We start from the raw sequence: 11,962 nt of genomic DNA, 5'->3' as shown, positions 1-11,962 counted from the left end.
CTACCGCATGCCCCAGCGGTTTCGTGGTGCGGCCCCCGATGGCGGGCGCAGCGCCCATTCGACCATCTGCCGTTCGCGGTGCAACGGGCCACGATTCTTCGGGACTTACTGGTTCCGTGGTTTTGTCTCCGACGGCAAGCGCGGCGATTGTTCGGTCCCTGCCGTTCGCAGGGTTGGGCGCCGCGCAACTTCGCAATAATGGGTTTCGTGGTGGGCGCGGTGGCCTGCATTCAGTCGCCTGCGGCCTCGCTCACGAATTGGCAGCTGAACCGCACAACATCATCGCTACACCCTACCGCGTTCGCCCGGGGCCACTGCGCCCACCACGAAACGAAGATGGCCGATTTCCAGCCGCGGCTTGCGCCGGTACGGCAGGGTGTCAAATGGCAGGGTATCTGCCGTCGGAGACAAAACCACGAGACCAGCAAGGTATGAAATGCAGCGGCCCCTTGCACCGCGAACGGCAGATGGCCGAATGGGCGCCGCGCCCGCCATCAGGGGCCGCACCACGAAACCGGTGCCATCCGCAGTGGCGCGGCCCTTCAAGCCGGTAGGRCAYGCCAGCCGAAGCCGCTGCCCGTWCGACGCAATCACTACCGCCGAACAGCCTGATTGCTCTGCCCCCGGCAGGGTCGGCTTTCTTTTCGTTAGTTTTCTTTGCCGAACGCAAAGAAAAGTGACCGGCAGCCCCCCGCAGGGGGGATGTCGTATGGCTGTTGGGTGCAAAGACCAACGCCGATCAAGCAACACCGCCAGCGCAGAAATCCAATCGTCCACCAACCCGCACCGGCAGCCCCCCGCAGGGGGGATGTCGTATGGCTGTTGGGTGCAAAAACCAACACCGATCAAGCAACACCACCAGCGCAGAAATCCAATCGTCCACCAACCCGCACCGCCACCAAAAAAAAACCACAACCGAGCGCAAGACGACGCCACCCCATGCATCAAACTCCTACTCCATCGTCAACCTGGCCAACCTCCCCAACGTAGCCAGCGCAGCGTCACTCCGCTCATCAAAATCATGCCCGCAATTAATCCGCAAGCAATGCCGAAACCCCCCATGCGCGGAGAAAATCGGCCCGGGCGCAATACTGATCCCATGGGAAAGCGCGAAACGATGCAATGCAAGGCTATCGGTCCCCACCGGCATTTCAATCCACAGGAAATACCCGCCAGCGGGCCGCGTAGCCCGGGTACCCGCCGGAAAATGCCGCGCGATGGCCTGCGCGAACGCGTCCTGCCGCTGCGCCAGCGCCTGCCGCAACTGACGCAGGTGACGGTCATACCCGCCCTTTTCCAGATAATTGAGAATGGCCGCCTGCGTCGGCGCGGCCACCGTCAACGTGCTGGTGAGCTTGGCCCGTGCCACCTCGCGCGCGAAGCGTCCCGGCGCGGCCCAGCCGATCCGGTATCCCGGCGCCAGGCACTTGGAAAATGAGCCGCAATGCATCACCAGGCCCTGCGTGTCGAACGCCTTCGCCGGCGTCGGCCGCTTGTTGCCGAAGTACAGTTCGCCGTACACATCGTCCTCGATCAGCGGCACCGCGAAGCGCGCCAGCAGCTTCACCAGTTCGCGCTTCTTGGCGTCGGGCATCAGGCTGCCCAGCGGGTTCTGGAAATTGGTCATCAGCCAGCATGCGCTCGGGCGATGGCGCTCCAGCGCGCGGGCGAGGGCGTCGAGTTCGATGCCTTCGCGCGGATGCGTGGGCACTTCGATGGCGCGCAGTCCGTGGCGCTCCAGCGCCTGCAGCGCACCATAGAAGGTGGGCGACTCGATGATGACCGCGTCGCCCGGCCGCGTGACTGCCGCCAGGCAGAGGTTCAGCGCTTCCAGCGCGCCGTTGGTGATGACGATCTCATCGGTGTGCACGGTGAGCCCGTCGATCAGGTAGCGCAGCGCGATCTGGCGGCGCAGGCCGGCATTGCCCGGCGTCATGTCGTCCACCGAGCTCCACGGGTCCAGGTGCTGGATCACCCCGGACATCGACTTGGCCAGGCGTTCCAGCGGGAACAGCAGCGGGCTCGGGAACGCGGAGCCCAGCGGCACCAGGTCGCGCTGCTTGGCCGACGCCAGCACGTCGAAGACCAGGTCGCTCACATTCAGCTCGGTCGAGCCTTCTCCCGGCTGCGATGCCACCTCGGGCTCCGGCGGCAGCACGCGGGTGGTGCTCGCCACGAAGTACCCCGAGCGCTGGCGCGCGACGATCAGGCCGCGCGCCTCTAGCAGGTAATACGCCTGGAACACCGTGGAGGGACTCAGGCAGCGGCTGGCGCTGGCCTGCCGCACCGAAGGCAGGCGGTCGCCGGGCCGCAGCGTGCCGGCCTGGATGGATTGCGCGATGTCGTCGGCCAGCAATTCATAGAGCGTGCCGATGGGCGGTTCCATCTGGGGCTGGCGGGAGGTGGGTGGTTTGCTGCGCGGCATCGGCGGTTCGGGAATTCGCTGTTTGGCACATGGCCGGATTCTGATGACTGTACCGTATCAGCAAAGGGCACGGTGCAGTGGCGATGCCGCGCCGGCAACGAATCAGCCGGGATATGTGCACTGCGGCAACTTGTCGCGTGCCAATCCCCCTGATCCGGTCGATTCGTGTTGATCTGCTTCTGTTCGGTCCTGTCTTGTCTGCTTAGCATTCAGCGCTGTCCGTTGACTGCGGCGGCCGTGGCGCCGTCGTGGGGAGTGCAAGGAAAAACATGGATCCCACGAGTCTGTTGTTAGCTACCTTCCTGCTGTCCGTAGGTGGGCTGTTTGCCTTTATCTGGTCGCTGCGCAAGGGCCTGTTCGATCTCGAGTCGGCTGGTGCGCGCACCATCTTCGCGTCTGGCGAAATCGGCCATCCGGAAGAGCCGTCGAGCGATGCCGCGCAGCAGCAGGCGCTGTGGACCGGCGCTGCGTCCAACCGGCAGACCGCATCCGTCGCCGCGGCGGCCCGAGCCGATCTAGAAGCCGAACTGGCCGCGCGCCATGAGGCCGATCGCTCCAGTTCCCTGCCGGCCCTGCTGATGCTGAGCTGTGCCGTGGTCTGGCTGGTGGTGGCTTCCGCCGCCGGGCTGCTCAGTTCGCTCAAGCTGCACATGCCCGACCTGCTGACCGGGCAGGCCTGGCTGACCTTTGGCCGCCTGCGCACACTGCACCTGAACGCGGTGGCCTACGGCTGGGCGCCGATGGGGCTGCTCGGGCTGACGCTGTGGATGCTGCCCAGGCTGTTGCGCACGCCGCTGCTGGGCGGGCGCTTCGCCATGATCGGCGCGCTGGTCTGGAATGCCGGGCTGGTGGCGGGGCTGGGTGCCATTGCCGTGGGCATCAATGCCGGCATGGAATGGCTGGAGATCCCATGGCAGGTGGGCCTGCTGTTCGCACTGGGCGGGATGCTGATCGGCTTGCCGCTGGCGTTCATGCTGCAGAAGCGCCGGGTGCACCATCTGTACGTGTCGGTCTGGTATATCGGCGCGGCGCTGTTCTGGTTTCCGGTGCTGTATGTGGTTGCCAAGATCCCCGGCGTGCACTTCGGCGTGGAGCAGGCCACGATGAACTGGTGGTTCGGCCACAACGTGCTGGGGCTGTTCTATACGCCGCTGTCGCTTGCCGCCGTGTATTACTTCCTGCCCAAGGTGATCGGGCGCCCGGTGCGCTCGTACAACCTGTCGCTGCTGGGCTTCTGGACGCTGGCGTTCTTCTACGGCCAGGTCGGCGCGCACCACCTGATCGGCGGGCCGATTCCCCCGTGGCTGATCACGCTGTCGATCGTGCAGAGCGTGATGATGATCATCCCGGTGACTGCGTTCTCGGTGAACCAGCACCTGACGCTCAAGGGGCATTTTGGCGCGCTGCGCCACTCGGCCACGCTGCGCTTCATCGTGTTCGGCGCCATCATGTACACGCTGGCATCGGTGCAGGGCTCGTTCGAGGCGCTGCGCTCGCTCAACGCGGTGACGCACTTCACGCACTTCACGGTAGCGCACGCGCACCTTGGCATGTACGGCTTCGTGTCGATGGTGATCTTCGGCGGCATCTACTTTGCCCTGCCGCGCATGGTCGATGCGCCGTGGCCCCGGCCGGCGCTGATCTCGCTGCATTTCTGGCTGGTGGTGGCGGGCTTCCTCACCTACCTCATCACGCTGAGCATCGGCGGCGTACTGCAGGGCCTGGCGTTGCTGGACCCGGCGCGCCCCTTCATGGACTCGGTGGCGGTCACGCTGCCCTGGCTGCAGGGACGCTCGCTCGGCGGCGCGCTGATGACGCTGGGGCACCTTGTCTTTGCCTTCCACTTTGCCTTGATGGTCTTGCGTCCTTCCGCGCTTGCGCAGACCGATCGCATGGTTTCCCAAGCGGCTGCCTGAACATGGAAAACGAACTCAAACTTGTGGGCGGGGCCATGGTCACGCTCTCGCTCGCCACCTCGGCCATGATCGTGGTGCCCTTCCTGCAACTCAAGGATGTGCCCGCGCCCGCTGCGCTGGCGCCCTATACCAGCGAGCAGTTGCGCGGCCGCGAGGTCTATCTCGCCAACGGCTGCATTGCCTGCCACACCCAGCAGCCCAGTTCCACCGGCGCCGGGCGCGCCGACGGGCAGCGCGGCTGGGGCCGCCCATCGGTGGCGGCCGACTATCACTACGACAGCCCGCCCTTGCTCGGCACCATGCGCACCGGCCCGGACCTGTTCAATATCGGCGTGCGCCAGCCCAGCGCCGACTGGCACCTCGGCCATCTTTACCAGCCGCGCGCCTACGTGGCGGACAGCATCATGCCGGGTTATCCGTTCCTGTTCGAGCTGAAGCCGGAAGGCGCGGTGAGCAAGAGCGACAAGGTTGTCGCGCTGCCCGGCGGCACGGTGCCGCCCGGCAAGGTGGTGGTGGCCACGCCCCAGGCGCTGGACCTGGTGGCCTACCTGATCGGCATGCGCCACACGTACCCTGTGGTGGACCAGTCCGCCGCGGCCGCCGTTCCCGCGCAAGCACCCGGCAGCGCCACGCTTGCCGCCCTTCCGGTCGCACCGTCCATCCCGCGCGGTGCGGCCGCTTCCACCCAATCCACTTCCAGCTCGCCGGCACCTTCCGCCGCCGGCGTGGCTCCGCTCCGATGAAACCACCCGCCCACAAGACAGAGAACGCCGATCCGCACGAGCAGCACAATCCGGTGCCCAAGGTAGTGCTGGCACTGGTGTGCGGCCTGCTGGTCTGGGCCGTCAGCTACATCGCCATCGAGCGGGCCGACGGCAGCGCCGCGCTGGGCGACCGGCGCGACGTCGCCGCGCTGGCGGCGCCGGCAGGGCAGGGCACCGTGGCCGACGGCAAGCAGTTGTTCGCGGCCAATTGCCAGGCTTGCCACCAGGCCAGCGGGCAAGGCATTCCCGGCGTGTTCCCGCCGCTGGCCGGCTCGCCCTGGGTCACGGGCGAGCCGGACCAGCTCGCGCAGATCCTGCTGCACGGCATGACCGGCCCGCTGGACGTGCTCGGTACCACCTATAACGGCGCCATGCCCGCCTTCGGCGAACAGTTCTCCGACGCGGAGATCGCGGCGCTGGCCACGCATATCCGCGGCCAGTGGGGCAACGGCGCCGCGCCGGTGGAGGCCGCGCAGGTAGCGGCGGCGCGCGCCGCTTCCACCGCGCAAAAGGAGCCCTGGCACGGCGGCGAGGCGCTGCAGGCATTCATCCGGGCGGGAGGTGCCGCCAAGCCATGACGCGCGCGTGGGGCAAGACGCTGCTGATGGTGGCGCTGGTGCTGGCGGCGGCCGGCGCGGCGGTGTTCGCCACCACGCGCGGCTTGCGCACGGTCAGCGCCGATGGCGCGCGCCGCCTTGATCTTGCCCGCGCACCGCGCGAACTGCCGGCGCTGGTGCTGCTCGACCAGGCCGGCGCGCGCCACGCATTCGGCGGCGCGGCGGCGGCCAAGGGCGGTGCTCCGCTCACGCTGGTGACCTTCGTCTATACGCAGTGCACGGCGGTTTGCCGCACCAGTGCTTCGGGGCAGGCGTGGCTGCAGCAGCAATTGCGCGAGCGCCGCTTGCAGGACAGCGTGCGCCTGCTGACGCTGAGCTTCGACCCGGTGCATGACCAGCCCGCTGTGCTGCGCGCCTATGCACGCACCCTGCGTGCAGATCCGGCGCTCTGGACCTTTGCCACGGTGGCCGAACCTGCGCGCCTGCGCAGCCTGCTCGACGCCTTCGGCATCGTCGTGCTGCCCGATGGCCTGGGCGGCTACTCGCACAATGCCGCGCTGTTCCTGGTCGACGGGGACGGCCGGCTGGCTGCCGCCTACGATGTGGAGCGGCCGGACCTGGCGCTGGCCGACGTACTGCGGAGCTGGCTGTGAAGGCGCCGGCGCGCGGCTGGCTACCCTGCCTGCCCGGCGTGCTGCTGGCGCTGGCCGCGTTGTTCCGGCCGTGGCTTGAGGCCACCATGGCCAGGCATATGGGGCTGGAATTGCCCTTGCTCGCGCTGCTGGGCTGGTGGGCCGCGCGCTGCGCCGGCCGGCGGCTGGCGGATTGGCTGGCTCCATGGAATGCCGCCGGCCTGCCGGGCCTGCTGGCAGCGTGGTGCATCGCCAGCTACTGGATGCTGCCGGTGGCGCTTGACGAGGCCACGCTGTCGGCCCCGGCTGGCATGGCCAAGGTCGCGGGCATGGTGCTCGCGGGTTTGCTGGCGCGCGCTTCCTGGCAGGCTGCCGGCCCCGTGCTGCAGGGCTTCTTTGTCATCAACGGCGTGTGGATGATGCTGACTGCCGGCTTGCTGTACCAGGAGGCGGATGCGCAACTATGCAGCACCTACCTGATCGACGAGCAACTGGTTGCGGGCCGGGCGCTGGTGCTGTGGGCGCTGGCCTTGCTGGCGGTGTGGCTGTTCGCGATCGCCAGCCGGCTGGCGGTGGATCCCGAGCCAGCCGCATAGCCCGGCAACCGGCAACCGGCAAGCAGGCGGCGTTGTCTTGCGCTTTGGCATGGTGTAATGTTGCGGCATCCTTCGGCCTGCGGGCCAGGTATCCCATCTTCAACGGACCATCATGATCCACGCCGCGCACAACGCTTTTGCCGCCATCGCCACCCTTCCGGGTGCGGTCCGGCCGTGTGCCGCCGCTTTCGCTCCTCCTGTCACCTCGCCGCCGCGCGCGGGGGCTGGCCTTGCGCCGCCGCCCGTTGCCGTGCTGGGCTGATCCGCAGCCCTGTCTTTTCCGGCTTTTTCCGGTCTTATCCTGCTCCGGCCTTTTCCCTGACTGGCGCCAGGGCGCAATTCGCGCCTGCGTGACGCCGGGGCGCGCCGGAGCCGATCGATTTCCCGTGACAGGTGAATTTCATGGCTTTGAACAAAACCGCCCTGAGCGCGTATGGCTCGACCACGCTCTTCGTGCTGTTATGGAGCAGCGGCGCGATCTTCGCGCGCCTGGGGCTTGAATATGCTTCCGCTTTTGCCCTGCTGGTCGCGCGCTTCGCGCTCGCGCTGGCCGTTCTTCTGGTACTCGCGGCATGGCGCCGCCGCTGGTTGCCCGCGGCGGGCACGCGGCTGCAAGTGATAGCGGCGGGGCTGCTGCTGACCGGTGCGTACTCGATCTGCTACCTGCTGGCGCTGGCGCGCGGCATTACGCCTGGCGTGCTGGCAACGGTGCTGGGCGTGCAGCCGATCCTGACCCTGCTGCTGGTGGAGCGGCGCTTTTCAGCGCGCCGCCTGGCCGGCCTTGCCGTGGCGCTGGGCGGACTGGTGCTGGTGGTCTGGCAGGGCATCGGCATGGCGCGTTTTTCGGCGCCGGGCATGGGCTTCGCGCTGGCGGCACTGGCCTGCATGACGATCGGCGCCATCCTGCAGAAGACCATCCGGCAGGCGCCGCTCGACGTGCTGCCCTTGCAGTACTGCGCGGGGTTGGCGCTGTGCCTGTTGTTCGTGCCGTTCCAGCCGATGGACGTGATGCCGGCGGCCGGCTTTGTGTTGTCGCTCGCGTGGCTGGCGCTGGTGATTTCGGTAGGCGCCACGCTGCTGCTCTACAAGCTGATCCAGGCGGGCAGCCTGGTCAACGTCACCAGCCTGTTCTACCTGGTGCCGGCCGTGACCGCGCTGATGGATTACCTGTTCCTGGGTAATCGCCTTGCCGCGTTGAGCATGGGGGGCATGGTGGCGATCGTGCTCGGGCTGGTGCTGGTGTTCAGCGAACAAGCCGGCGAACAAGCGCGCGCCCGGTAACGAAACCGGCCCCGGCCGCAAACGCGCCTGAAGGCGCGCAGCGGGCCGGGGCCGGCTTTGCGAAGCGGGGCAGCGTATCAGGCRTGCGCCAGCATCGTCTCCGGGCGTTGCGTTGGCAAGACCAGCTCGGGCACGGCCTGGAACAGCGGTGCGGCGACGGTGCCCACCTCGAAACGCGCGGGCGCTTCGCGGGCCAGGCGGCGCAGCCGTTGCAGCCGGGCTTCCAGGCCAGCGTCGGGCTGTGTGTCGAGGCAGAGGGTGGACGGGCACGCCACACCGAGGATATCGAGCGCCTGCCTGAAGTTGGCGGGCGTCAGTCCCTCGGCGGGGTTCACCGCTACCGCGTGGGGACGCAGGTGCGCGTATTGCTCGCCTTGCATCGATGCGGTGTCGCAGGTCAGGATGGCGAAGGCCGGCGGTGCCGGGCGGTGCGCAAAGTAAGCCGCGATGCGCGCGGCGTGGCCGCCGGGCACATCGGGCGTCATGCCCTCGACCTGGAGATCCAGTTGCTGCAGGATGGCGGCGGGAACGCCGCGGCGCCATGCCTCGGAGATCACCACGCGGGCACCGGCCAGGCCGAACAGCCGCCGCACAAAACCGAGGGCGACGGGATCGAAGAAGCGGACGTCGCGCAGGGTACCCGTATCGGGGATTCCGCCCAGCCGAGCCTCGGAGCGGCTCGAATAGAGGACACCGGGGACGTCGAGCATGATGAGGCGTTCTGACATGATTTCCTTTGGTTGCAGCGCCTGGTTGGCACGTTTGAAGATTACGACGCAACCACGGAAATCTGGAGAGGCACGGAATGCCTAAGTTGCAACATATCTGTAACTTGAGATGCGACTTGGTAAAAATCAGCGATTCGCCCGACCGATATGTTTCGGCAAGAAACAACTTGGCGGGGCGATCCACTTCCGGCAGCCGGTTTTCACGAAGCCGCACACCTTGCGCTACAGCATGCCGGTGGCCGCGGACAGCCGCTCGACGCTCCAGCCCTTGCCCAGCAGGATCATGCGCGTGTGCAGGTCGTCGTGAACCTGGCTGCTGACCGTGCGCCCGAGATAGGTCAGGGTCTTGCAGCGCAAATCCACATAGCCCAGCTCATAGTGCCGGGACAGCGCGTGCCACAGCGCGTTGGCGCCGGGCGACTGCCGCGCGCCGCTCATCAGGCAGAGGCCCGCATCGAGTCCCCACCGGTAGATTGCGGTGGCCAGCCCGCGCCGCTGGTAGGCCGTCTCGTATTTGGAGTGCGGTGCGCGCAGGTGGGGATCGGCGCTCCGGCCTACCTCGATCAGCCGGTTGAAGACGGTGTAGCCGGCCAGCCGCTTGCGTGCGACGTCTTCCACATAGACGTAGTACTCGCCGTCGGCCTCGCGATAGCGGATCACGAGTCCGGGCGAGTCCGTGGCGACCTCCGGGATATCGTGCAGGCGGTCGCCCGGCCGGTGGAGGCGGCCGTAGATGGAGCCGAACTCCTGGTTGAGCTCGGCGGGACGGTGGCTGACATCGATGCGCAGTTCCAGCTTGCGCGCGAGCCACGGGAAGGTCATGACTGGGGCCATGATGGCCATGGCAATCTCCTCGCTGCCATGCGCCCCGGGCGGGGTGCATGGGGGTTCATCATCGGTCCAGGTAGCGCAGGCGCTAAACGGGCATGTGCTGGAAGCCCCGTGCCAGGGCAAACACCACGACCATGAAGAAGACCAGGATCAGCAAGACTTTGTAGAACATCGCTTTACCTCCGGAGAAAGGATCAAGGAAGGGATTCAGGCGGGACGCCGCGTCACGCAGGGCCGTGCGCGCGCGGCGGCATCTCAGCGCATGGCGGGTTCCTCCCACCAGCCGCTCACCAGACCCTCGGGCTTCGCCGCGGCAAGCACCTTCGCGCTCGCCGGCCAGGCATCGACCCTCACATCCAGTCCGGCGTACACGCCATAGCCCGCGCCCGCGCGGATTTCGTCCCGCGCCTGCAGGCCCTCGCCGGCCTTGATGGCGCATTCGGCGAGGATGGCCTCTTGCGCCTTGATGCCCCAGCCCGCTTCGAGATGCATCCCGGAGCGGATCGAGGCGCCGCACTCGATGCCGTGGCCGGCGCGAATGGTGTGGCGCGCATCGAGCGTGCCGCCGGCGCGAATGCTCTTGCCGCAATGGATGGCGGCCTGCGCAATCAGGTCGTGGCCAACCAGCGCGCAGCCGGACAGCGAGATCTTGCCGCCGCAAAGCACATCCCAGCCCGCCTTCAGGTTGCCGCCGCCAGTGATGGCGTCGAGCACGTCGATGCCCCATGCGGCCTTGATATCGCCGGCGGTTTCCAGCACGCCGCCGCAATGGATGCCACCCGCGGCCACGATGTCCGCGCCGGCCACGATGGCGCGGCCCGCGCGGATGCCGCCGCCGGCCTGGATGGCACCGCCTGCCCTGACCGTGGTCTCCACGTCGATGCCGCCGCGCACCAGCAGCGAGCCGGCAAAGACCACGGCCTCTGCGTCGATGGCATCCACGGCCAGTACGGCATCGGTGGGGCCGAACTGCGTCAGCAGCCAGCAGGCGTCGTCGACGCGGCCGGCTTCGACGAGGGCGTCGAGCAGGCGCTGGTAGTCGCTGCCGTCCTGGCGGTTACGGACGAACCAGCGGTAGCCATCGGCGCAGGGGCGCTTGGCTTTGACAAAATTCTTCGTGAGCTCCATGGCGATATGGGCGTGCGTGATGAATGCCGCGGACGTGCCGCGGCAGTGGAATGGCGTGCAAGGCCATGACGGGGCAACGGCTTTGCCGGTGCCCCGTGCTCAATCAGAGATTGATGAGAAGGTAGACGGCGACGACGGTGCCTATCGCACAAAGGGTCTTGTGATAGATCGAAGACGAAGACATTGGCTTTCTCCCAGGTTGCACGTTGGACAAGGGGCACGATGGCGCCCTCAGGCAAAGTGCCGTGCGGGGAAAGTCAGGACCGGGCTGGTGAGTCCTGGTTTCCCCGCACGGCCAAGAGAAGCACGGCGRCGAAACCATGGAAGTAGGCCGCGGCCGTTGTGGCGCGGCACGAGCGCACGCCGCCCCGTGCCGAGCACGCACGCAGGGCCGCGGCATGCATGGCATGCCGGCGGATTGCGTTGAGGTGCGGGACGAGGAGCATGTGGTCTCGGATGAAGGGTAGGAAATTCTGCCAGGAGCGCTGTGTGTTTACAGGCAGCAACATCTCTTATGCCATATCGGGACGGCCTTGTCCAGCCAGCCGCCCTGCGCATCGCTTCCGGACCGGCGCCTGCCGCCTAGAATGAATGCTCCCCGAACTCACGGGAGATCTCATGCATCTCGAAGGTTCCTGTCATTGCGGCGCGGTCAGCTTCAGCCTGGAGTCGGACTCGCCCTATCCCTTCATGCACTGTCACTGTTCGATCTGCCGCAAGACGGCTGGCAGCGGCGGCTATGCCATCAATCTGGGCGGCGACGCGAGCACCCTGAAGGTTCGCGGCAAGAAGCATATCGGTATCTATCACGCCGTGATACGCGAGCCGGGCCAGCGTGCGCGGCGCTCGCAGGCGGGGCGGCATTTTTGCCTGAAATGCGGCAGCGCACTATGGCTGTGGGATCCGCGCTGGCCGGAACTTGTGCATCCGCACGCGTCGGCGATCGACACGCCGCTGCCCAGGCCGCCGGAGGTGGTGGAAGCCGCGCTGGACTATGCCGCGCCCTGGGTTGATGTGCCCAAGGGGAGGGGCCATGTGCATTGCGGTACCTGGCCTGCCGAGTCGCTGGCGGAGTGGCACCGGCGCAAGGGGTTGCAAGGCTAG

Annotated in this window: 11 protein-coding genes; 7 read left to right on the top strand and 4 right to left on the bottom strand. The window is 67.3% G+C overall.

What is annotated here, in order from left to right; translation table 11 throughout:
- Positions 1-952: 952 nt before the first annotated feature.
- The gene (locus tag AC1DKD_RS16930) at positions 953-2,386 is read right to left on the bottom strand and encodes an aminotransferase-like domain-containing protein (RefSeq protein ID WP_477143493.1); all 1,434 of its coding nucleotides are present in this window, start codon (positions 2,384-2,386) and stop codon (positions 953-955) included.
- A gap of 308 nt (positions 2,387-2,694) precedes the next feature.
- On the opposite strand from AC1DKD_RS16930, the gene AC1DKD_RS16925 reads away from it, so the two are divergent.
- The 6 genes from AC1DKD_RS16925 (at position 2,695) to AC1DKD_RS16900 (ending at position 8,171) form a co-directional block, all read left to right on the top strand.
- The gene (locus AC1DKD_RS16925) at positions 2,695-4,341 is read left to right on the top strand and encodes a cbb3-type cytochrome c oxidase subunit I (protein WP_441637443.1); all 1,647 of its coding nucleotides are present in this window, start codon (positions 2,695-2,697) and stop codon (positions 4,339-4,341) included.
- A 2-nt stretch (positions 4,342-4,343) separates the two neighbouring features.
- Positions 4,344-5,084, top strand: coding sequence for a cbb3-type cytochrome c oxidase subunit II (locus AC1DKD_RS16920; RefSeq protein ID WP_441637441.1), 741 nt, complete (start codon positions 4,344-4,346; stop codon positions 5,082-5,084).
- Entirely contained in the window at positions 5,081-5,683 is a 603-nt protein-coding gene (locus tag AC1DKD_RS16915; protein ID WP_441637439.1) for a c-type cytochrome, read from the top strand. Before AC1DKD_RS16920 ends, AC1DKD_RS16915 begins: the two co-directional genes overlap by 4 nt.
- A complete protein-coding gene (locus tag AC1DKD_RS16910; RefSeq protein ID WP_477111148.1) occupies positions 5,680-6,315 on the top strand; it encodes an SCO family protein in 636 nt (211 codons plus the stop codon). Before AC1DKD_RS16915 ends, AC1DKD_RS16910 begins: the two co-directional genes overlap by 4 nt.
- The gene (locus tag AC1DKD_RS16905) at positions 6,312-6,890 is read left to right on the top strand and encodes a hypothetical protein (RefSeq protein WP_441637230.1); all 579 of its coding nucleotides are present in this window, start codon (positions 6,312-6,314) and stop codon (positions 6,888-6,890) included. The genes AC1DKD_RS16910 and AC1DKD_RS16905 overlap by 4 nt, the downstream gene beginning before the upstream one ends.
- Before the next feature lie 402 nt (positions 6,891-7,292).
- Positions 7,293-8,171 carry a DMT family transporter gene (locus AC1DKD_RS16900; protein WP_441637228.1) on the top strand — a complete coding sequence of 293 codons (879 nt, stop codon included), beginning with the start codon at positions 7,293-7,295 and terminating at the stop codon, positions 8,169-8,171.
- A gap of 77 nt (positions 8,172-8,248) precedes the next feature.
- Here AC1DKD_RS16900 and AC1DKD_RS16895 read toward each other — a convergent pair whose 3' ends face one another.
- From AC1DKD_RS16895 to AC1DKD_RS16885, 3 genes are all read right to left on the bottom strand, one after another.
- Positions 8,249-8,899 carry an HAD domain-containing protein gene (locus tag AC1DKD_RS16895; RefSeq protein ID WP_441637226.1) on the bottom strand — a complete coding sequence of 217 codons (651 nt, stop codon included), beginning with the start codon at positions 8,897-8,899 and terminating at the stop codon, positions 8,249-8,251.
- A gap of 222 nt (positions 8,900-9,121) precedes the next feature.
- Positions 9,122-9,742, bottom strand: coding sequence for an N-acetyltransferase (locus AC1DKD_RS16890; RefSeq protein ID WP_441637224.1), 621 nt, complete (start codon positions 9,740-9,742; stop codon positions 9,122-9,124).
- 243 nt (positions 9,743-9,985) lie between these two features.
- Positions 9,986-10,858, bottom strand: a complete 873-nt coding sequence (locus AC1DKD_RS16885; RefSeq protein WP_441637222.1) for a hypothetical protein — start codon at positions 10,856-10,858, stop codon at positions 9,986-9,988.
- Positions 10,859-11,476: 618 nt separating this feature from the next.
- On the opposite strand from AC1DKD_RS16885, the gene AC1DKD_RS16880 reads away from it, so the two are divergent.
- Positions 11,477-11,962 carry a GFA family protein gene (locus AC1DKD_RS16880; RefSeq protein WP_441637221.1) on the top strand — a complete coding sequence of 162 codons (486 nt, stop codon included), beginning with the start codon at positions 11,477-11,479 and terminating at the stop codon, positions 11,960-11,962.

Source organism: Cupriavidus sp. 05T313, from assembly GCF_056396665.1.
The sequence above is the reverse complement of the archived record's forward strand: the minus strand, read 5'-3'. Positions and strand labels throughout refer to the sequence as shown.

What these genes read in the sequence shown, in the direction of transcription:
- AC1DKD_RS16890 (WP_441637224.1), bottom strand. Translation starts at nt 9,742, where the DNA reads ATGGCCATCATGGCCCCAGTCATGACCTTCCCGTGGCTCGCGCGCAAG.
- AC1DKD_RS16880 (WP_441637221.1), top strand. Translation starts at nt 11,477, where the DNA reads ATGCATCTCGAAGGTTCCTGTCATTGCGGCGCGGTCAGCTTCAGCCTG.
- AC1DKD_RS16915 (WP_441637439.1), top strand. Translation starts at nt 5,081, where the DNA reads ATGAAACCACCCGCCCACAAGACAGAGAACGCCGATCCGCACGAGCAG.
- AC1DKD_RS16925 (WP_441637443.1), top strand. Translation starts at nt 2,695, where the DNA reads ATGGATCCCACGAGTCTGTTGTTAGCTACCTTCCTGCTGTCCGTAGGT.
- AC1DKD_RS16930 (WP_477143493.1), bottom strand. Translation starts at nt 2,386, where the DNA reads ATGGAACCGCCCATCGGCACGCTCTATGAATTGCTGGCCGACGACATC.
- AC1DKD_RS16900 (WP_441637228.1), top strand. Translation starts at nt 7,293, where the DNA reads ATGGCTTTGAACAAAACCGCCCTGAGCGCGTATGGCTCGACCACGCTC.
- AC1DKD_RS16910 (WP_477111148.1), top strand. Translation starts at nt 5,680, where the DNA reads ATGACGCGCGCGTGGGGCAAGACGCTGCTGATGGTGGCGCTGGTGCTG.
- AC1DKD_RS16885 (WP_441637222.1), bottom strand. Translation starts at nt 10,858, where the DNA reads ATGGAGCTCACGAAGAATTTTGTCAAAGCCAAGCGCCCCTGCGCCGAT.
- AC1DKD_RS16920 (WP_441637441.1), top strand. Translation starts at nt 4,344, where the DNA reads ATGGAAAACGAACTCAAACTTGTGGGCGGGGCCATGGTCACGCTCTCG.